Here is an 18,910-nt window from a genome sequence, read left to right as displayed (position 1 = left end):
CGGCCGTTGGAATTTGTGCTGTGTCGGATCGGCACGACAGCCCGCAGGCATCGGCGAATGCATACGGCGTCTTCGATCGCACGGCGAGATCAGGGGGAGGGAGCGAGCAAGATGGCAACGACGAAAGACATGGGGGATGTGGCGAAAGACGCGAAGGATGCGAAGAATGCGCCGCGCTACATCAGGATGCAGCCGCAGGACAACGTCGCCATCGTGGTCAACGACGGTGGCTTGCCTGCGGGCAGCCGCTTTGCCGACGGGCTCACGCTCGTCGACGCCGTGCCGCAAGGCCACAAGGTCGCTCTGACGGATCTGGCCGAAGGGGCGGCTGTCATTCGCTACGGCGTGGTGATCGGCTATGCGGCGCAGCCGTTACCGGCCGGAAGCTGGGTCAACGAGCGCAACCTGGCCATGCCGGGTGCACCGTCGCTCGATCATCTGCCGATCAGCACGCGGGTGCCCACTGACCTGCCGCCGCTCGATGGCTTTACGTTTCAGGGGTATCGCAATGCGGACGGCTCCGTCGGCACGCGCAATATTCTGGCGATTACCACGACGGTTCAATGCGTGGCGGGCGTGGTCGAGTTCGCCGTCAAGCGGATCAAGGAGACGTTGCTGGCGCAGTACCCCAATGTCGACGACGTCGTCGCACTTGAGCATACGTACGGCTGCGGTGTGGCCATCGACGCCCCCGACGCCATCGTGCCTATCCGCACGCTGCGTAACATCGCCACGAATCCCAACTTCGGCGGCGAGGTCATGGTGGTGAGTCTCGGATGCGAGAAGTTGCAGCCCGAGCGTCTGCTGCCGGCTGGCAGCATTCCCATCGGCAGCGCCGGGCCGGACGGCAAGCCCGATACCGTCTGCTTGCAGGACGAAGGGCACGTCGGATTTCTGTCGATGATCGATTCGATTCTGACGACGGCGCGCACGCATCTCGAACGATTGAATGCACGAAAGCGCGAGACGGTGCCTGCGTCCGAGCTGATCGTGGGTGTGCAGTGCGGCGGCAGCGATGCCTTCTCCGGTGTCACGGCCAATCCCGCCGTGGGATTCGCAACGGACTTGCTCGTGCGTGCAGGCGCGACCGTGCTGTTCTCCGAAGTCACCGAGGTGCGCGACGGCATCGATCAGCTCACCTCACGCGCGGCCACGCCGGAAGTGGCCGAAGCGATGATTCGCGAAATGGCCTGGTACGACGCCTATCTGGAGCGCGGTCGCGTCGATCGCAGCGCCAACACGACGCCCGGCAACAAGCGCGGCGGCCTGTCGAACATCGTCGAGAAAGCCATGGGGTCGATCGTGAAGTCGGGAAGCGGCCCGATTCACGGCGTGGTCTCGCCCGGCGCGAAACTGGATCGGGCGCGCCAGCGCGGACTGATCTACGCGGCGACACCGGCCAGCGATTTCATCTGCGGCACGTTGCAGTTGGCGGCCGGGATCAACCTGCATGTGTTCACCACGGGGCGCGGCACGCCTTACGGCCTCGCGGAAGTCCCCGTGATCAAGGTGGCGACACGCTCGGATCTGGCGCGCCGGTGGCACGATCTGATGGATGTGGATGCGGGACGTATCGCGACGGGAGAGGCCACCATCGAGGACGTGGGCTGGCAGTTGTTCCACCTCATGCTCGCCGTCGCGAGCGGGGAAAAGACATGGGCCGAGCGTTGGGGGCTGCACAACGCGCTCACGCTGTTCAACCCGGCGCCGGTGACCTGACGGCCCGATGGATTCGGTAGGTCCGGTAGTTCGAGAGCCCGGTAGCCTCACTACGCCGGATTGTCGGCCATGCCTGTCACGCGAGGGATGGCCGACCCGTCGCATTGCCTAGAGTTCGGCTTGCGTTTGCGCGAGTCCGAATTCGAGCATGGCGGGGACAAAGCAATGATTGAGCGTATCGCGGCGCGACAGCTTCGTCAGCACGTAGCGACGAAACGGCGTGAGGGTGCCCCAGTCGAGAACGTCCGGCGGCAGCAAATCGGCCAGTTCACACTGCCTGAGCAGGCCCGGCGGCAGCGCATTCACGTCCTGCCAAGCCGTGGATGCCGCGTCGACACTGCGCTCGACGTCCTGCCCCAGGTGCGTGCGTGCGATTTCTTCGAGACGCGCGGCGAAGTCCTCATCTCCCGGCACACACGACGCAAGCGTCTCACGCGCCTCTTGCGGCAGGCGCTGCCAGTCCGCCAATGACAGATGCTGGCCGTTGCGATCCAGATTGAAGCGAATGGCCATCGTGATGTACTTCAGGTTTTCGCAGGCTTCGATCTCGAAAACAAAGATCGGCAGACGCTGGTAAAGGTGCATGGCTGTCACTCCTTGTGTGGCGACCTATAGCGATGTGTGGCGTGCGATCGATTGTACTCGTGCGATGCCGGTTCCCGCGCATGCCAAGCTGCGGCATGTCGACGCGACGCCGTCGTGTCGGCGGGGCGCACGTCACCTTTGCTGGCATTGGCTGTGTGTCTTTTCAAAATCGCCGTTCGTTCTTGGGAAATTTCTCAAAATTCACGTGAATATCGCTTGGGAAAACGTCCTATTTTCGCGGCGTATGGCGGCGCGGAAAGGCCGACGGCTCGCCCCTGAGCGGGAATTTCGGACGGTTCACATTCAATCTCATGTGAAAAGTCCTAGAGTTTCGTCCTCTTCCGCAGGCTGCCGGGATTTCCTAAGGTAGTCGTTCCGCCCCGCCGGTAGCGCTGCCGTCTTCCACGTCTTCTGCACTCGATGCATGGCTCGTCTTCGCGCGCCGACGGTTGTCCTACCGGGCGGCAGCGCCACCCGAGTCATTGCCCAGCCTATCCACCGCTGACAGGAGCCGACATGCCGTCTCATTCGTCCAACGCGCCGTCCATGCCTTTTCCTTTTCTTCCCGTCGTGATCGAATCTCCGACATCACCCCAATCCTCACGATCGTCGAGGGGGACGCCCCCTAGTGGTCCGGCGTCATCCTCGGTGACGCCGGACATCGGGCAGACGTCGAGCCGGTCCGGGGACGGGCGCGCAAAGGCGCGTGCCGGTCGGCGCGGCGCAGTGAGCGAGGCGGCCCAACCGCCGGGGATGGATGCGCAGGCAGGCGTCGCGCTGCGTGCCGAGGTGGTGCGTCGTGTGTCGCCTGACGGTCTGACCGTGCTTGGCGGCATCGTCCGATGAGCGCGACATCAGTGGTGTCCTCGGAGTCCTCAGTGTCCGCAGCGTTCGCGACGAGCGGCGCCCCCAATGCGGCAACGCACGCTGCGCCGCCCTCGTCTTCCTCGTCGTTGCATGAGGCGTCCGGAAACGCGGTCTGGGTGATGGCGTCCCCGCATGCGCAATGGACCTGTGCGGCGGACGCCGTGACGGTGTCGTCGCACGAAGTATCTTGCACGTTGCACGGTGCGCCTGCCGACACCCGCGTGTGGCTCGAACGCCTGCGGCAAGGCATGCTGCTCGCGCAAGCACCGGTGCCCGGTACATGGCTGGCGACGCTCGTCGACGAGGCGCTGGTGCATGTGCTGCCGGCGACCCGGTACGACGTCGTGCCCGCGTTCGGCCGTATTTGCGACGACTGGGTGCGGGGTATCTTCGCGGCGCCGTTCTGGGCGCGTTTTCTCGCCGGCGAATCCAGCGACATCCAGGTGCTGGCATTTCTCGCGCAGCTTTACCATCGCGCGGCGGGCGCGGATGTGCACAATCGCATCGCCGTCGAGCGTTGCACCGATGCCGCCCTGCGGCCCCTGTTGCTGCGTCAGTATCGCGAGCAACGCGGGCAATCGACGATGCTCGCTGCGGGGCTGTTGCGGTGTGGACCCGCGGCGCGCACGTTTCTCGACAGCGGCGCGTTCGATGCGACGCACGCCCTCATCGACTTCATCATCGGCGCGGCGAGCGACATGCCCGCCTACGTGGGCTGTTGCGCGCTGTGTCAGGCGCCGGCGGCGGTGCGCGCGGCGAGCGAGATCGAGGCGCAGTTCGACGCGCTCGCGCAGCGCTATCCGTCCGCGGCAGATGGCTTTGCGGCCGTATGTGCGCATGCGCGGCACGATGCGAGTGTTTGCGGCGGCACGGCGTTGCTGTCGCAGTGGGTGGAGGACGCGGGAGAGCCGGACGTGTCGTCGCGGTTGCGCATGCTGCGCGGGGCCTACGGTGTCGCAGCAGCCTATCGTGTGATGTTCGACGCGTTGTACCGGCTGGACGAGGCGCTCTGACTCAAGCGCTCTGACCCAAGCGCTCTGACTCAAGCGCTCCGACTCAAGCGTTCTGAAGCTGGCGCCGCCATGCGCTGAACGGCGCGGCGTCGGGACCACGCGGCGGGGCACGCGCGCGTACGCGTCATGCCTTCTTTATGCTGGCCCGATGCCCCCGAATGGGGCATGTCACTCGTATAATGGCGTCCCAACGGCGGGGGCGGTTGCGGCTTCGCGCCGTCCGCCCCCTGACCATGACAACCCAACTCGCCTACCTCGCCGCGCTCGGTGCCGCCCTTTGCTGGGCCTGCAGCGGCATGATCGCCATCACGCCTGTCCGCCAGGCCGGTTCGTTCCCCTTCAACTACGCTCGGATGTTGCTGGTCTTCGCGATGTTGCTGTTCGCACTTGCTGTTCTGCGCGGCTGGCCGTCGTTTTCGCTCGAACAGTGGCTGCGACTGACGGCATCCGGGTTGATCGGCATTCTCGTGGGCGACACGATTCTCTACACGTCGCTCGGCCGTCTCGGGCCACGACGCAACTCCATCGTTTTTGCCACCAATGCGCCGATGACGGCCGTGCTTGGGTATGTCTGGCTTGGGGAGGCCCTGGGATGGCCCGCAGTCATCGGCGTTGCGCTGGTCACCGCAGGCGTGGCGCTGGCGATTGCGTTCGGCGGGCGTCGTGAAGACGCCCACCACTGGGAGTCGGTGTGTGGCGACGTGCGCGTGGGCGTTGCCATCGGACTGACGGCGGCGCTATGTCACTCGGTCGGCACGCTGATCGCCAAGCCGGTCATGGCGGCAGGCGTGGACCCGGTTGGTGCGTCGGCGGTGCGGGTGGGGGTGTCGGCGCTCGGACTGACGATCATTGCCGCGCGGCGCGGGCGTGCCGTCTTTTCCGCCTTCACGCCGGGAACGCTCGCGCTGACGGCCGTCTCCGGCCTGGTGGGCGTGGCGCTCGGCATGACGCTGCTGCTCTATGGGATGGGGCATGGCAACACCGGGGTCATCGCGACGCTCTCGGCCACCACGCCCGTGATGGTATTACCGCTACTGTGGATCCGCACCCGCCAGCGACCGGCGGCCGGGGCGTGGCTGGGGGCGTTGGTCGCGAGCGCCGGTGTGGCGCTGATCTTCAATCGGTGAGCCTAGCGCGCGACGGGCGTTTGCAGCGGTTCGGCGCTCTGATGCGTGGCTTCGGTCGCGAGGGTCGGCACCTGGACTTCGGGTGCGGGTGCGGGGCGCGTCACGCTCGGCGTGAGCAGACGTCGCAACCATGCGGCGAATCGCTCGAAGAGTCCCGGGTCGTCGTTGAACAGTTCGGGGCGCAGCACGCCCAGATACTCCAGAATCTGCTCGGCTTCCTGAGCGCCGACCGAGCCGTAGATTACCGCCAGATCGAGCAGGGCGCGTAATTCGCCGAGTTTTTCCCGCGCTTGCAGCGAGCGAGCGCTCTCCACGGCGCGCTTCGCCTCGAACACACGTTCGCGAAGCACCGAAGCGGTGCGCCACGCCGGTGTCTGCAAGGTCGCCTCCAGCGTGCGCAGATCCTGCGCCGACGTCACGATCTGCCCGGCGAGCGACTCCACGATGCGTTCCTCGCCCTTGGCCTCGCGCACGATGCCTTCCGCCCACCGGCTGGCCTGACGCGACATGTCTTCGCGTGACCATTCCGGACGCGAGACGAAATAGAACCCGTGCTGACGCGCCTGATTCAGGATGATCGAGACGACATCCGGAAACTGCTTGTCGAACGTGCGCTTGGCCCACGCGTAGTGGCCGCCCGCGAGCAACTGGGCGACCGCAGCCTCGGTGAGCGGCACCGTGCTGTCGAGCAGACGGGCGCGAAGGAAGTCGTCGAAGGGCGGCGGGGTGAAATGACGGTCGACGGCGGAGGAGATGCGCACGAAGGCGTCGAAATCCTTCTGCAGATCGGCCAGCGCGGAATCGGAAAGGGTGAGGGCGATGCGGCTCATCGGGGCGGTCCCCCGATCAACGACGTGACGAGAGCACGGACGCGCACGCGCGACGCGAACCAGGTCGCGTCGGTCGGCGTGGCGTCCGAACGAGTGCATCGAACCACGGGCGCCGGCGCCCAGGCCCGTGCCACGTGCATCCCCATTGCGCGTGAAGTCATGTGCCGCGATACGTATAAACGGTGCGCTACGGTCGTGGCCGGGCGCTGTGAGATGGTCTGCGCCGCACGGAATTCGGGATTCGCGTTGCGGGCAGCATGAGTCTGCATGCGTCAACGGCAAAATGTCGTAAAAACTTTAGCGTTCGCGACGCATTTTTCTTTCAATGCCTTGTCGGTGGGGATGTCGTCGTCGGACAAGCGCAAACGTCACGAGGATGGCGCCGGGCACCCGATGGCATCCTCGTTAGGGTCTTTGTCAGGGTCTTTGTCAGGTCGGACGGCTCGGCAGACGGCCCCGGGAGGGGGAACGCCCTGCCGGCGCGATCATTCGCCAGCGGGGCGCAGAAGATAGACGGCGAAACGCGCGCGGGCGTCCAGCCATACGCGTTCGATATCCCAGCCGGCCGAGTGCGCCAGCGCGCGGAATTCGGCCTGCCCGTATTTGTAGGAGTTCTCGGTATGGATCGATTCACCGGCGGTAAATGCGAAGCGTCGACCGAGCACCGTGGCGGTAAAGGGCCGCTGTGCGACCAGATGCATCTCGATGCGGCTGGCAGCCGCGTTGAAGCGGGCTTCGTGGCGGAAGGCGTCCAGCGGCAGATCGCCGTCGAGTTCACGATTGATGCGCACGAGCACGTTCAGATCGAACTGCGCGGTTACACCGCGCGCGTCGTCGTACGCGGGTAGCAGCACGGCGGGGTCCTTGCAGGCGTCGACGCCGACCACCATACGGCGGCGCGGGCCGAGCATCTTCCCCACGTGGGCGAGAAACGCGGCGGCTTGCGCGGGCGCAAAGTTGCCGATCGTCGAGCCGGGGAAAAAGCCCAGCCGCGGGCCCTGCGTGTTCTGCAACTGCGGCGGCAGATGGAAGGGGCGGGTGAAGTCGGCGCGTACCGGCAGCATGGGAATGCCGGGGCAGCGACGCGCAAGCGTGGCAACGGCATCGTCGAGAAAGTCGTCTGCGATGTCGACGGGCACGTAGGCGCGCGGTGTGACCAGCGCATCGAGCAGCAGGGGCGTCTTGCGGCTCGATCCACTCCCGAACTCCACGACCACGGCGTCGGGGCCGATGACGTCGGCGATTGCCGCCGCACATTCGCCTAGCAGGGCCGTCTCGGTGCGTGTCTGGTAGTACTCGTCCAGGCCCGTGATGTCTTCGAAGAGTTCGCTGCCGCGCTGGTCGTAGAGCCAGACGCTGGGCAGCGACTTCGGGGTGTGGCCCAGGCCGGCCAGCACGTCGGTGGCGAAAGCGTCTTCCGGCAGCGACGGACACACGAAGGCCGAGCTTTGATTGGATTGGGTAGCTTGTTGCAACATCAGCGATCCTCCGCGAGCCTCAGGCCGCAGAATTGCCAGCGCTGATGGGGGTAGAAGAAGTTACGGTACGTGGTGCGCGCATGCCCGGGCGGCGTGGCGATGGATCCGCCGCGCAGCACGAACTGTCCGCACATGAACTTGCCGTTGTACTCGCCGACGGCCCCCGATGCCGTCCTGAATCCCGGATAGGCGACGTAGGGACTTGCGGTCCATTGCCATACCGGACCAAAGCGTTGCTCCATCGCGACTTGTCCGGTCGACGATGCGTTGTCGGACGCACGCGCGGCCACCTCCCATTCCTGTTCTGTCGGCAGGCGCTTGCCTGCCCATCGGGCGAACGCGTCGGCTTCGAAATAGCTCACGTGCTGCACGGGCGCGTCGTCGTCGACCGGCTGCATGCCGGCCAGCGTCATCGTGTGCCATTCGCCGTCATGCAGTTCCCAGTAAAGCGGATGCCCCCAGCCTTCACGTTGCACCGTCGCCCAGCCATCGGAGAGCCAGAGTCCTGCCATGCGATAGCCGCCGTCTTCGATGAAGGCGCGCCACTCGGCGTTCGTCACCACGCGCGAGGCGATCGCGAAGGGACGCAGCAGCACGTCATGCGCGGGCGTCTCGCAATCGAAGGCGAACGGCCCGCCGGTGCTGCTGATGTCGCCCGGATGGCCGATACGGAATTGACCGCCGTCGTGCTCGATCCATTGCAGTGGGGCCGCTGCGTGGAGCATGGCGTGCGGGGCGTGATGTGAATGAGATGAGTGGGGTGAATGCGCTGGATGAGGTGAGCGATGGGCAGGACGCAGCGGGTTTTGGGCGAAGAGATGTAGCAGATCGGTATGCATCAGTTCCTGATGCTGCTCTTCGTGATGCAGGCCCAGCGTGATGAGCGCGACGACCTCGGGGGCCACGTCGGCATGCAACAGGTACTCGTGCATGGCGGCGTCGACATGACGACGGTAGGCCAGCACTTCGTCAAGCGTGGGGCGGGTGAGCAGGCCGCGTTGCGGGCGTGGGTGACGCGGGCCTGCCGCCTCGTAATACGAATTGAAGAGATAGGCGAAACGGGGGTCGTAAGGGCGGTAGCGTTTGCCCGGGGCGCCGGGGGCTGTGCTGGCTTCGCCGAGCAGAAACGTCTCGAAAAACCAGGTCGTGTGGGCGAGATGCCACTTGATCGGACTCGCGTCGGGCATGGACTGCACGGTGGCGTCGGCGTCCGAGAGGCCTTGCGCGAAGGCCACGGACGCGGCACGCACGGCGTCGAATCGATCGGGGAGCAGGACCTGCCGGGACGCCGCTGAGCCGACCAATGTGGTGAAGTCGCGACTAACGGCGGGATTAACGTCGGGACTAACGTCGGGACTAACGGCGGGACTAACGGCGGGGGTAAGGACGGAGGCAGCAGCCGGGGCAACGACAGGCGCATCGGCCTGCCCGTCGAGCTGCCCATGGACCGGGGCAGTGCTCGGCGGGCCATCGCGGGCGATTTGCGAGCGGGCGGCGTTGGGGGAGGTGCCTGAGGGCGCCTCGGCTTGCGACGTACAACAGGGGACGGTCATGGGGACACACCGTGTTGTGAAACGTGCTGCCTATTGTAGACCCGTTGCAGGGGCGTCATGTACCCCCAGTTTGGGACCAGTATGTGACGGTTCGTAACGAAGATTGACGTGGCGGATCGATTTCTCCGCGCTGCCGGGCCTGCCGAGCAGCGCGCCGGGTGTTCCGGGAGCTTCGGCCGGGTTACATCAACGCGCCAGTGAGTCCGAGCGCACTGCCCGCAGCAATGAGCCACAGGGGATTCCATCGGGTGCGCAGCGTAACGACGACGGCCACCAGCGTGACGAGCGCGCGTGCGAGATTGACATCCACTTCACGCGCGATCAGGGCGCTGCTGGCGGCAAGCAGACCGACGGTGATGGGGGCGAGGCCGGCGCGTACCGCGCGCACCCATGGCGAGCGTTCGTGCCGGTCGACCCATCCGCCGACGAGATAGGCCAGCAGTGAACTGGGCGCGCACTTGGCGAGGGTGGCGGTGAGGGCGCCCGGCAAGCCTGCGGCCTGCAAGCCGATCAGGGTGACGGCCATTCCGTTCGGGCCGGGGGCGGCCTGCGCCAGCGAGAAGAACGTGACGAATTGGGCGTCGGTAATCCAATGGCGCGTTTCGACGGCGTAGCGATGAATGTCGGCGAGCGTGACATTGGTGCCGCCCACGGCGAGCAACGACCAGAGCGTGCCGTGCGCAAAGAGGTCGACGAGCGTGTTCATGGGGCGGCGCTCACGTCCTGGTTGTCTTGTTCGTCCCGTCGATGTCGCCTAGCACGCCGGTGCGCCGTCAGAATTGCGCATGGGCCAAGTACGCCGAGCACGAGTAACAAGGGCAAACCGAGCACGAAACTGCCGACGAATGTCGCGCCGGCGAAGGCGAGTGTCGTCCAATGGCGTTCCAGTCCGGCAAGCAAGCGTAGCGAGGTCGCGATGACGAGTCCGGTGGCGGCGGGCATCAGGCCGGAGAGCACATGCTGAACGAGCGGGGTCTGTCCCCACCGGACGTACGCGAGACCGATCAGGATGATGACGATGGTCGGGCAAAAGTAGAGACCGGCGACGGCGGCGATGGCGCCGCGCGGGCCACGGAAGCGGCGTCCGAGCACGGTGGCGATATTGGCGACGTTCGGCCCGGGCAGCAATTGTGCGAGCGGGAGCAATTCGGCAAATTCCCGATCGGTGAGCCATCGACGCTGGTCGACGAGCATGCGGCGTGCCCAAGGCAAGACGCCACCGAAGCCGGTGGCGCCGATGGTGCCGAAGGCGAGCGCCAGGTCGCGGCAGGTCGGTGGTTCGGTGGGTGGTTCGGAGAGGCAGGTAATCAGTGGATCGCGTGGGTCCGTGACGGATGCCTGGGAGGCGTCGACATTCGCGGCGCTCGCGGTATCGGCGGCGGGACGTGTCACGATTGTCCGTTGCCGGAGGAAGAGTGGCCGTGGATTTCGTGTTCGAGGCGCACGACTTCCTGAGCGACGAGTGCGATGGCGTTACGGATTTCCATGAGCGCGGTGTAGAGAGCTTGCGCGTTCTGGGGGGAATTCATGGCGACGTCACGGGCGGCAGTTTCGATGGCGTCGAGCGACAGGGCGATGCGGTCGAGATTCTCCAGCATGGATCGATCTCCGTTGACGCGCACAGTGCGTGCATACTCCCATGATACCGAACTGACGTATCCCGGTGGGGGATGTTAGAATGCGTGCCCTTGCCGGGGTGATGAAATTGGTAAACATAGCGGACTTAAAATCCGCCGCCTTCGGGCTTGCCGGTTCAAGTCCGGTCCCCGGTACCACTTAGGCTTCGAGCCACATCAAGACAGACACGTAATCCCTGTTATTTCAGGGGTTTGTGTTGGATGTCCCGTTTCAGTAGCTGTTCAATGGCGTAGTCAAAAGTAGCCTAAGAAGGCTATTTCTTGTCGTTAACCACAGCGCCGCTAGGACGTACGAGTGACTGAAGTCGGCCAGAACAGGCTATCGAACACGGGCATCGTGTCATATTCCAGCGGCGACGAGGCATGTGGCGCGACAACTGCTCACGCGCCCTGCGGCTGAACCATCAGTTCCCGAGGAATTAGCGCGTGATCCAATTCAACGTGGAGTCCTCTCGACGCAGCTAGATTCGACATGCCTATCCCCCACATGCAAAGAAGTTCGTCTTCCGTATAGCTAAATAATGCGCCGGGTCGACAGAGTTTGGAGTGACCGGCGACTATCGACGCAAGACCATTCCTTACTCCCTCAACGTCTTGGCCGGCGATTGATTGCATTGTGCTCGCATAGCCGTGAAACGCCGAGTACTTGTTTTTCTCGCAAACTTTCACCAACCTGTCTGTCCACGCGCGCATTTCATCGGGTTCATCAAGTACGGCGTATTTGATGCTGCGACCTAACGCACGAGTCAGGGCATCGTCATACGAGTCGTATTTGGCGGTCATATTTTGGGCGATCGCATACGCCAGGGAAAACTCACCTGCCGCTAACGCGGTCAACATGCTTTTGAAATTGGACATCGACAGATACGACGGCGAGATTTGCTCCCCGTCGCACCCGCGAACCAACAGGCTGAGTCGTTGATTTGCAGCTTTCGCCGAAAGCCCTCGAAATGAGGAGACATCACCATCGAGGACAAAGTCGGCAACAGCGAGAAATCGAAGAGATCCGGCGACCGAATTCGTTGCACTCCCCGTTCGGTCTTTCTCCGGGTGAGCTTGATTGGCCAGCAGAGTCTCGAGATGGGCGCGGCGCATCTGACGCATAGCTGGAAGTCGTTCACGTGATATTGACGTTGCAGCTGAGGTCATGATGTCCTGTTTTCGAGAATAGTCCTGCGCCACATTACATGAAGTGTGCCAGCTTCGCCCGAGATAACGCTCCCGCCAGGTCTGATCACCCTTCGCATTAGTCCAAATGAGTGCACCAATCGTGCCCCGGCTTATTGCATCGCGTTGATTTAATTGAAACTAGGATTCCGGTCCCCGGCACCACAAGGGCTTTAAGCCTAGTCAAGTAAAGCCTCATCTGCGTTGGAGTGCGTTGTCAGCGTCAGACGCAGTCCTAGGGCGCTGACAACTTTTACGATGGTCGCGAACTCAGGATTGCCACTGTCTGAGAGTGCGCGATAAAGCGCTTCGCGAGCAACGCCCGATTCACGGGCTAACGCGCTCATTCCACGCGCACGGGCGACCGTGCCAAGTGCCCGCAGAATTTCACGCGAGTCCCCGCCTTCAAATGCGGGCGACAGGTAACGCCGGATCGTCTCGTCATCGTCGAGCGCCTCTGCGGCGTCAAACTCTTTCAGTTCTCTCAGTTTCATTTCTCAACGCTCCAAGTAGTCATGCAGGTTCTTCGCGCGCTTAATGTCTATTGCCTGCGTCGACTTGTCACCGCAGAGCAGCACAACGAGCACTGTCCCGCGTTGCACGAAGTACACCTGATAGCCCGGGCCGTCATCGACCTTCAATTCCGAAACTCCTTCGCCGACCGACTTCACGCTGCCGCGGTTGCCGAAGGCAAAACGATCGAGTCATTGCGCGATGGCCGCGATGCCTTTACCGTCCCGCAGACCGGAAAACCACTTGCTGAGCTCGGGGTGCTGAAGGAATTTCGTCATGACTCAAGCTGTAATCCATGGGTTACGATTTTGCAACAAAAATAGACTAATTCCATACGCCCATATCGATTGTCCAGCGCGAGTCGTATCTCGTTTTCCTAAAGTTTCCAAGATACATGCCGTTCGCTGTAGATATACCAACTGGGAGTTGTTAATGAAACAGACACTTTTACTGGCATCATTCGCAGTGTTGTCATTGCTCGGAGGCACCGCATTCGCCAGCACGGATTTCGCGTCGCCGTACTGTGAGACCGGGTGCCGTTTGATCGACAACCTCGGAAGCCGCGGCGATGTGATCTACTCGGGAGAGGTGGTTAGGAACTATCGCGTATGCCATGCCGACGGGTATACGTTGTCGGTGACCGTGAACGGAACAAGCTACGACGTCCCGAGCGGGAACTACAAGAATCGAAATTGCATCGATGTCTCGGGGCGACTTATCGTAGTTACCGGTTCGGGAGCGGCGTTTGTTGGTCCAATTGGGCAGTGAGCGCATGCTATAGAGGGCCTCGGTGTCGAGCCTCCTTCCTGCGGTGACGTGGCGGATCGGGTGGTTTTATTCTTGACCATTCGACAAATATAGAAATTTGTCGGCCTGCAAAACCGCGTGCCTCGGTTCGATTCCGTCTCCCGTTTCCAAAATTCAAAAGCCCTGACTTGTCAGGGCCTTTTCTCATTGTGCAGCAGCGTCCCGGCCGGATTCTCCGTGGAGTGATTCAGGTGAGCCGGAAGTTGTTGCGTTGGCGGCTTTCGAGCGCGTGAGCTTCGACGGCAGTGCACTCAACGCAATGCCGTATGCTCGTTCGGCCAAGTCGGTAGAGGTTTCCAGCGCCCGCTTGAAGCCTTCTGACGCAATTAGTTCGTGCCAAGGGCCGCCGTGAGAGGGCTCCGATTCGATCATTCTAAGCGGGGCCTCCTCCAATCTGGTCAGCGCGGAAGCGAACAGGCGAGCCTCGAATTCAGGGTCTATGCGTGCGGCCTCTTTTCGGTACCCTTCATAGGCCTTTGCGACTGAAGCCTTGAAAGCATAGTCTTCCGCCAATTTGAATCGCTGCTGAATCTGTTTGGTGGCAATCCATGCGAACCACAGCGGTGCACCGACGCTGACGACCGAAAGAACCATATGCAGAGCAATAGCCCCCCAGTTCAACGTGTCGCGTGAAAGCACCGATGAGAGTGCTGCCACGCGATGTACGCCGAGCCAACATCCTGCGCCCAGAGCGACGACCAACAATCCGACCCACCAGTTAGTTGATTTGCGCAGCTTCTCTCCTCGCTGGTCGAAAGCCGCCGCAAGTCCGGTGGTGGTGGTAATTCGATAAGCCTCATCACATTGATTAACTAGCTTTTCGGCATCGTTTGCATGCTTCTGCGCCTCAGACTTGGCGTGAGAAATCGCCGCTTCCGCGCCACTGATCCGCTCTTGAGCTTTGATCGCTTGTTCTTCGAGCGATTTAACATTGTCCAAGGCCGCTCGCAATATATCCAGATCAATGGGCAACTGATCTGCGGCTTCATGAGCTGAGAGAATCACTTGGACTTTCGCTTCTAGATCCGACGTATCGCGTTCTACGTGCGCAACTCGTGTGCTTGCAGCACTGACGCGGCGGGCCAATTTCGCCGGGAGTTTGGCGATCTCGGGGTTGCCGTCCCAGCCAAGGAAACGATCCAAGATTCGCTCAAGCCCATATAGCGAAACCAAATATGCTGAGGCGGCATTGGGATTACCGCCGTAGAGTTGAGGAACGATGGTGGCTTTGATCACAGAAACCCTCGACGCGGCGTCAACTAGCCATTGGCTTTCGTCCGCGTCTATGTCTAAAGGGGCATGTTCTCTGATGCGGTCGGCAAGTATGTTGGCAACGCTCGCTAACTCTATTCTGTCGAGCGCCGGAAATGCGAACCCCCACATTTCCGTTTGCGACCGCTTGTCTGAGGACACTGCTTGTACCGCAGTTGCCAATTCGTCGAGCTGATCGGCCAACCTCGGAAGCAGTTGATTATGTTCGCTATCAGTCATCTGTTACCCCGTAGTTGTTTGCGTGTGGGGAGAACGTTACCAAAAAAAGACCGCCAAGTACTTTGCGTGCGGCCCATATGCAATATTGTTTCAATGTCCGAGAGTGAGTTTTGTGTGCACCATACATGCACCATGATTTAGTAAGTATGTGATTATATTGTGCATAGGATTCTGGTCCCCGGCACTCCTACTCCATTTTTGATGCAGTTTGAAAGGACTTTCTTGAAAGACTGAAGTCGGCGGACATTTACGCCTATCGTGCTGACAGCCGTCGTGAACGGGAATTGTCTACCCCCTCGGGGCTCCCGCAACCAGTCGTAGAACACTCGCCACCGCTGCTGCCCCCGCGAATCCTGCGCCCACCCAGAGTGCAAAATTCGGTCCCATGACGGGGCCCAACACTCGAAGATGCAATGCCACCAAAATGGCTCCGACGGCCTGTCCAAGAATGCGCGCTATCCCGAGAACGCCGCTGGCAGCACCGCTGCGCGTGCGCGGTACGCTTCCCATAAGCGTCCGTTGGTTCGGGGATAAGAACAGTCCGAAGCCGAATCCACAAATCATCATGCACGCGATAATGAGGCCATGCGCGGCGCCCGCAGGCAACATTGCGAGCACCACAATTCCTAGAGCCAGGAAGAGCATGCCCATGCCGCCCAGCAGCCCCGCGGAGAAACGATCTGCCATGCGCCCCGCTACGGGAGCCATCAGGCCGCCCACCGCGGGCCAAGGGGTGAGGAGCAATCCGGTCTCCACTTGCCCCACACCCAGAGTGCGTTGAAAGAAGAATGGAAGCGCGACCATGGCCAATCCTTGGGCGACGAAAGCGAAAAGCGCCGCAACAGCCGATAGAGAAAATATGGGCAGACGGAGTAGGTCCACCGCGAGAAGCGGCAACGCCGAACGACGTTGCCGCCGTATCAATGCCCATCCCAGTAGAACCGATAGCGACACCTCGATGATGACGCTCCAGAGCGAGGCGCCTTGCGCATACCCCCCAATGCCATAGAGGAAAAGTGCAAACGTCAGCGCGCAAAGCAATGCGCCAGGCACATCCAAAGTGCGCGTTGACCGCATCGATGCGGGAAGAAGCCTCCAGGCAAGGGCAAGCGCCACGGCTCCCGCCGGTACATTTATGAAGAACAACCAATGCCATGTCGCAAACGACAACACGGCAGATGCGACCGTAGGCCCGGCTGCGACGCCCAAGGCAATGACAGCGGCATTTATCCCCAGTCCCCTGCCCAGCTCATTCTCGGGATACAAATGCCTGACGAGCGCAGTATTTGCTGCCATCAGCGCAGCGGCCCCCAAGCCCTGAATCGCACGCGCCGCAATCAATGCCGGCAGCGACCATGCTGCGCCGCATGCGAATGAGGAAACGATAAAGAGGAAAAGACCTAGAAGAAACACCGGGCGATGACCACGTACGTCGCAGATTGCCGCAAGCGGCAACATCGCAGCCACCATTGCGAGTTGGTAGCTTGTCACGACCCATATGACCCCGGGACCGCTGGCCAGCAAACTGGCAGAGATAGTCGGTAGTGCCGTGTTCGTGATCGCCGTATCGAGAGTCGCCATCCCCACTGCAAGTGAGATCGCGATCATGGCCCAGAATCGCTGCGTCGAAGCAAAATCACCCTGACCTGCCCCCGGTTTTAGTACGAAGCGCACGTGGAGTCCGGGGTTAAAAACACTTTCTGCTCATGCCCCTGCGCAAACTGCGCCGGGGTCAGATAGCCAAGCGAGCTGTGAGGCCGCTCGGTGTTGTACTCGATACGCCATTCCTCAATCAGCTGCCTGGCGTGGCGCATTGAGACGAACCAGTGCTCGTTCAGGCACTCATCGCGGAACCGCCCGTTGAAGCTCTCGATGTAGGCGTTCTCCACTGGCTTTCCGGGTCTGATGAACGATAGTGTGACACCCGCTTCGTAGGCCCATGCATCGAGCACCTTACCAGCGAACTCCGGACCGTTGTCCACCGTGATGGACGCGGGCAAGCCTCGCATCTCCTTGAGCCGTTCAAGCACTTGCTTCACTCGTAAGCCGGCAGCGAGGTGTCAACCTCGATGGCCACGCACTCGCGCGTGTAATCATCAACCACATTCAGGCATCGAAACCGCCGACCATAGGCCAGCCCGTCGGAAACGAAGTCCATCGACCAGCTCTGGTTCGGGCCGGTTGGCAACGGCAGCGGCGTGCGCTCGACGGTCGCAATGCGCTTGCGTCGCCGCTTGCGCACGCTCAGTCCCGCCTTGCTGTACAGCCGCCAGATGCGCTTGTGATTGGCCAGCCAGCCCTCCCGTTGCAACAGCACGTGAATCCGGCGGTAGCCATAGCGGCGCTTTTGCGCGGCGATGGCCATCATCCGCCCCGTCAGCGCTTCATCGTCAACGCGGCGGCGCGGTTCGTAGTGGAACAGCGAGCGCGAAATCCCTACCAGCCCACAGGCCCGGGTGACACCCATGGCGCGTTCAGTCATCAATATCTGGACCGCTTCGCGCTTGGCCTGCGGGCTTGCTACTTTCGGGACAGCAGGTCCTTCAGCGCCGCGTTGTCCAGCATCGATTCGGCCAGCAAGCGCTTGAGCTTGTTGTTCTCCTGCCCCAGCTCCTTCAGGCGCTGCGCTTCGGAGACTGTCATCCCGCCGAATTTCGCCTTCCAGTTGTAGTAGGTCGCCTCTGAGATGCCGTGCTTGCGGCACAGCTCCGCTGGCTTCAGGCCGGCCTCGGCCTCCTTCAGCACGCCAATAATCTGTTCTTCGGTGAATCGCTTTTTCATGACCGCTCCTCTTGGGAACGGACTCTACATCGTCAGCGTACTAATCGCGGGGAGCAGGTCAACCTATCTGAAGCCAGATGGAATTCCTAACGCTCCTCCTCCCGAAAGGGGCAGCGAGGCTCCTTTCGAAGGTATTCGATGGCGAGCCGATCAACTTCCAAAGCTCTTTGCCTTGTGCGCAGGCGCTTGCTCAGTTGCAATTGCTCACCGAATGGCGTCCTGACAAGAATTCCCCCATGGGCTCTGTGAATGCCGACACTATCGAGTTGCGCATCCCGCATGTCGCCATGCGAGGAAACGGCACGCGGTTCCGAGGTCGCTTACTGACAAGTGGCGAAGGGTCGTCACTTGTTGGATCGTTTATGTCTTCAGGTTATAGCCGCTTCATTACCGCAATAGTCATGGTATTGGTGGGCGTCATGCTCGTCGGCGGGCTGTTCGGTGGCCTCTATCAAGCTCTTGCACAAGCATCTAATCTTCTCAATTCACTGACAGTCACCGTATTCCTGCTGGTATGGGGGGTAAGCGTGTGTCTAATGGGTTGGCTCGTGGTGTGGAATGGCGCACCGGCACGCAAAGATGTTCTAGTGATCTCGACAGCCATCCGGCATGCGTTGCAGGAACGCCGGACGTAGTTCAAGTGTGTCGCCAGGACGCGCGAGCGGCTGAAGTCGGCCAAGAGCCGCCGCTTAAGTGTCCTTTAGGACTCTCAAGGACGTTGTATTCACAAACCTTGGCGGTAAGATTCAGGAAACAATCGCCTCTGACCTATGCACCTCGCAACCGTATCGAGGCCTTCGAGGAACTAACAAACGAGTTCGCGCACCCTCCGTATCCGCTCGAATTCAGTGTGTACGCGGACCCCTCATGGGACGCATTATCAGAGCCGGTGGTCGCGTAACGACTCATCGACTGGACGCCGCATCTCAATTTACGTGGGGCGGATGTTGTGATTGGCCGAGGACGGCGAACGCGGACATATTCAACCATTTGCCTAGCTTGTCCGCGCCGGGCTGGCGTCGGCAATATGCGACGACTAATTTCTTTCAGTTGAAACTCTCGCATCTGCGCATCAAACTCTCATCGATTTATGGAATGTTATTGATCTGATCGGAGACCAACACGTTCGTCCGTCTTGATGGGATAAATCCTAATATCGGGTGAGCAGAGGTCCGTGTACTAAAGAAGGCTGTTTCGATGACCATCCAAAGATGCAACGAACCGTTAGACCGCAAATGTCTTCGCAAATCGGCGTGGAATGGACGGGTTATCAGGCGATTGTAAGGAGTAAATATTTACGGGCGATTCAAGCGCAATTTAATTATTAACATCGGAATCCGGG

At 61.6% G+C, this 18,910-nt stretch carries 17 protein-coding genes, 1 tRNA gene and 1 pseudogene; 6 read left to right on the top strand and 13 right to left on the bottom strand.

Annotation, left to right across the window (positions count from 1 at the left end; translation table 11 throughout):
* Nucleotides 1-111 precede the first annotated feature (111 nt).
* Complete coding sequence (gene garD / locus PCA31118_RS11305; protein WP_425495347.1) at nt 112-1,719, top strand: galactarate dehydratase; 1,608 nt, start codon at nt 112-114, stop codon at nt 1,717-1,719.
* A 108-nt stretch (nt 1,720-1,827) separates the two neighbouring features.
* Here garD and PCA31118_RS11300 read toward each other — a convergent pair whose 3' ends face one another.
* Nucleotides 1,828-2,304, bottom strand: a complete 477-nt coding sequence (locus PCA31118_RS11300; RefSeq protein ID WP_150625328.1) for a nitrate reductase associated protein — start codon at nt 2,302-2,304, stop codon at nt 1,828-1,830.
* A gap of 648 nt (nt 2,305-2,952) precedes the next feature.
* On the opposite strand from PCA31118_RS11300, the gene PCA31118_RS11295 reads away from it, so the two are divergent.
* The 3 genes from PCA31118_RS11295 to PCA31118_RS11285 all read left to right on the top strand — a co-directional run bounded on the left by PCA31118_RS11295 (nt 2,953) and on the right by PCA31118_RS11285 (nt 5,311).
* Nucleotides 2,953-3,150: a hypothetical protein gene (locus tag PCA31118_RS11295; protein ID WP_150625327.1), complete on the top strand. Its 198-nt coding sequence runs from the start codon at nt 2,953-2,955 to the stop codon at nt 3,148-3,150.
* Nucleotides 3,151-3,182: 32 nt separating this feature from the next.
* Nucleotides 3,183-4,184 (top strand): hypothetical protein, encoded by a 1,002-nt coding sequence (locus PCA31118_RS11290; protein ID WP_150625326.1) that lies wholly within the window; start codon nt 3,183-3,185, stop codon nt 4,182-4,184.
* A 233-nt stretch (nt 4,185-4,417) separates the two neighbouring features.
* Nucleotides 4,418-5,311: a DMT family transporter gene (locus PCA31118_RS11285; protein WP_150625325.1), complete on the top strand. Its 894-nt coding sequence runs from the start codon at nt 4,418-4,420 to the stop codon at nt 5,309-5,311.
* A 2-nt stretch (nt 5,312-5,313) separates the two neighbouring features.
* Here the strand turns inward: PCA31118_RS11285 and PCA31118_RS11280 are convergent, their stop codons facing one another.
* The 6 genes from PCA31118_RS11280 to PCA31118_RS11255 form a co-directional block, all read right to left on the bottom strand.
* Complete coding sequence (locus PCA31118_RS11280; RefSeq protein ID WP_150625324.1) at nt 5,314-6,141, bottom strand: DUF4088 family protein; 828 nt, start codon at nt 6,139-6,141, stop codon at nt 5,314-5,316.
* 485 nt (nt 6,142-6,626) lie between these two features.
* Nucleotides 6,627-7,619: an L-histidine N(alpha)-methyltransferase gene (gene egtD / locus PCA31118_RS11275; protein ID WP_150625323.1), complete on the bottom strand. Its 993-nt coding sequence runs from the start codon at nt 7,617-7,619 to the stop codon at nt 6,627-6,629.
* Entirely contained in the window at nt 7,619-8,923 is a 1,305-nt protein-coding gene (gene egtB, locus PCA31118_RS11270; RefSeq protein WP_150625663.1) for an ergothioneine biosynthesis protein EgtB, read from the bottom strand. The genes egtD and egtB overlap by 1 nt, the downstream gene beginning before the upstream one ends.
* Nucleotides 8,924-9,353: 430 nt before the next feature.
* Complete coding sequence (locus PCA31118_RS11265) at nt 9,354-9,878, bottom strand: chromate transporter (protein ID WP_150625322.1); 525 nt, start codon at nt 9,876-9,878, stop codon at nt 9,354-9,356.
* Nucleotides 9,875-10,564: a chromate transporter gene (locus tag PCA31118_RS11260; protein ID WP_246190188.1), complete on the bottom strand. Its 690-nt coding sequence runs from the start codon at nt 10,562-10,564 to the stop codon at nt 9,875-9,877. The genes PCA31118_RS11265 and PCA31118_RS11260 overlap by 4 nt, the downstream gene beginning before the upstream one ends.
* Nucleotides 10,561-10,770 carry a hypothetical protein gene (locus PCA31118_RS11255; RefSeq protein WP_150625321.1) on the bottom strand — a complete coding sequence of 70 codons (210 nt, stop codon included), beginning with the start codon at nt 10,768-10,770 and terminating at the stop codon, nt 10,561-10,563. The genes PCA31118_RS11260 and PCA31118_RS11255 overlap by 4 nt, the downstream gene beginning before the upstream one ends.
* A 92-nt stretch (nt 10,771-10,862) precedes the next feature.
* Between PCA31118_RS11255 and PCA31118_RS11250 the strand changes: the two genes are divergently transcribed.
* Nucleotides 10,863-10,947: transfer RNA gene (locus PCA31118_RS11250), tRNA-Leu, on the top strand.
* A 243-nt stretch (nt 10,948-11,190) separates the two neighbouring features.
* Here the strand turns inward: PCA31118_RS11250 and PCA31118_RS11245 are convergent.
* The 6 genes and pseudogenes from PCA31118_RS11245 to PCA31118_RS11220 form a co-directional block, all read right to left on the bottom strand.
* Nucleotides 11,191-11,913: a hypothetical protein gene (locus PCA31118_RS11245; RefSeq protein WP_150625320.1), complete on the bottom strand. Its 723-nt coding sequence runs from the start codon at nt 11,911-11,913 to the stop codon at nt 11,191-11,193.
* 242 nt (nt 11,914-12,155) lie between these two features.
* Complete coding sequence (locus PCA31118_RS11240; protein WP_150625319.1) at nt 12,156-12,470, bottom strand: addiction module antidote protein; 315 nt, start codon at nt 12,468-12,470, stop codon at nt 12,156-12,158.
* A gap of 3 nt (nt 12,471-12,473) precedes the next feature.
* Complete coding sequence (locus PCA31118_RS27650) at nt 12,474-12,647, bottom strand: type II toxin-antitoxin system RelE/ParE family toxin (RefSeq protein WP_425495346.1); 174 nt, start codon at nt 12,645-12,647, stop codon at nt 12,474-12,476.
* Nucleotides 12,648-13,440: 793 nt separating this feature from the next.
* Nucleotides 13,441-14,787, bottom strand: coding sequence for a hypothetical protein (locus PCA31118_RS11230; RefSeq protein WP_150625318.1), 1,347 nt, complete (start codon nt 14,785-14,787; stop codon nt 13,441-13,443).
* A 288-nt stretch (nt 14,788-15,075) separates the two neighbouring features.
* A complete protein-coding gene (locus tag PCA31118_RS11225; RefSeq protein WP_246190187.1) occupies nt 15,076-16,461 on the bottom strand; it encodes an MFS transporter in 1,386 nt (461 codons plus the stop codon).
* A pseudogene (locus PCA31118_RS11220) lies at nt 16,446-17,568 on the bottom strand (IS3 family transposase). The gene PCA31118_RS11225 and the pseudogene PCA31118_RS11220 overlap by 16 nt, the downstream one beginning before the upstream one ends.
* 77 nt (nt 17,569-17,645) lie before the next feature.
* Here PCA31118_RS11220 and PCA31118_RS11210 point away from each other — a divergent pair.
* Nucleotides 17,646-18,203, top strand: a complete 558-nt coding sequence (locus tag PCA31118_RS11210; protein ID WP_174990432.1) for a hypothetical protein — start codon at nt 17,646-17,648, stop codon at nt 18,201-18,203.
* The last annotated feature ends 707 nt before the right edge of the window (nt 18,204-18,910 follow it).

This window comes from Pandoraea captiosa, assembly GCF_902459775.1.
Lineage (GTDB): Bacteria > Pseudomonadota > Gammaproteobacteria > Burkholderiales > Burkholderiaceae > Pandoraea > Pandoraea captiosa.
The sequence above is the reverse complement of the archived record's forward strand: the minus strand, read 5'-3'. Positions and strand labels throughout refer to the sequence as shown.

Excerpts from the sequence above, each read along its gene's own strand:
- garD (WP_425495347.1), top strand. The coding sequence starts at position 112 with ATGGCAACGACGAAAGACATGGGGGATGTGGCGAAAGACGCGAAGGAT.
- PCA31118_RS11300 (WP_150625328.1), bottom strand. The coding sequence starts at position 2,304 with ATGCACCTTTACCAGCGTCTGCCGATCTTTGTTTTCGAGATCGAAGCC.
- PCA31118_RS11285 (WP_150625325.1), top strand. The coding sequence starts at position 4,418 with ATGACAACCCAACTCGCCTACCTCGCCGCGCTCGGTGCCGCCCTTTGC.
- PCA31118_RS11280 (WP_150625324.1), bottom strand. The coding sequence starts at position 6,141 with ATGAGCCGCATCGCCCTCACCCTTTCCGATTCCGCGCTGGCCGATCTG.
- egtD (WP_150625323.1), bottom strand. The coding sequence starts at position 7,619 with ATGTTGCAACAAGCTACCCAATCCAATCAAAGCTCGGCCTTCGTGTGT.
- PCA31118_RS11265 (WP_150625322.1), bottom strand. The coding sequence starts at position 9,878 with ATGAACACGCTCGTCGACCTCTTTGCGCACGGCACGCTCTGGTCGTTG.
- PCA31118_RS11255 (WP_150625321.1), bottom strand. The coding sequence starts at position 10,770 with ATGCTGGAGAATCTCGACCGCATCGCCCTGTCGCTCGACGCCATCGAA.
- PCA31118_RS11245 (WP_150625320.1), bottom strand. The coding sequence starts at position 11,913 with ATGCGTCAGATGCGCCGCGCCCATCTCGAGACTCTGCTGGCCAATCAA.
- PCA31118_RS11240 (WP_150625319.1), bottom strand. The coding sequence starts at position 12,470 with ATGAAACTGAGAGAACTGAAAGAGTTTGACGCCGCAGAGGCGCTCGAC.
- PCA31118_RS11230 (WP_150625318.1), bottom strand. The coding sequence starts at position 14,787 with ATGACTGATAGCGAACATAATCAACTGCTTCCGAGGTTGGCCGATCAG.
- PCA31118_RS11210 (WP_174990432.1), top strand. The coding sequence starts at position 17,646 with ATGGAATTCCTAACGCTCCTCCTCCCGAAAGGGGCAGCGAGGCTCCTT.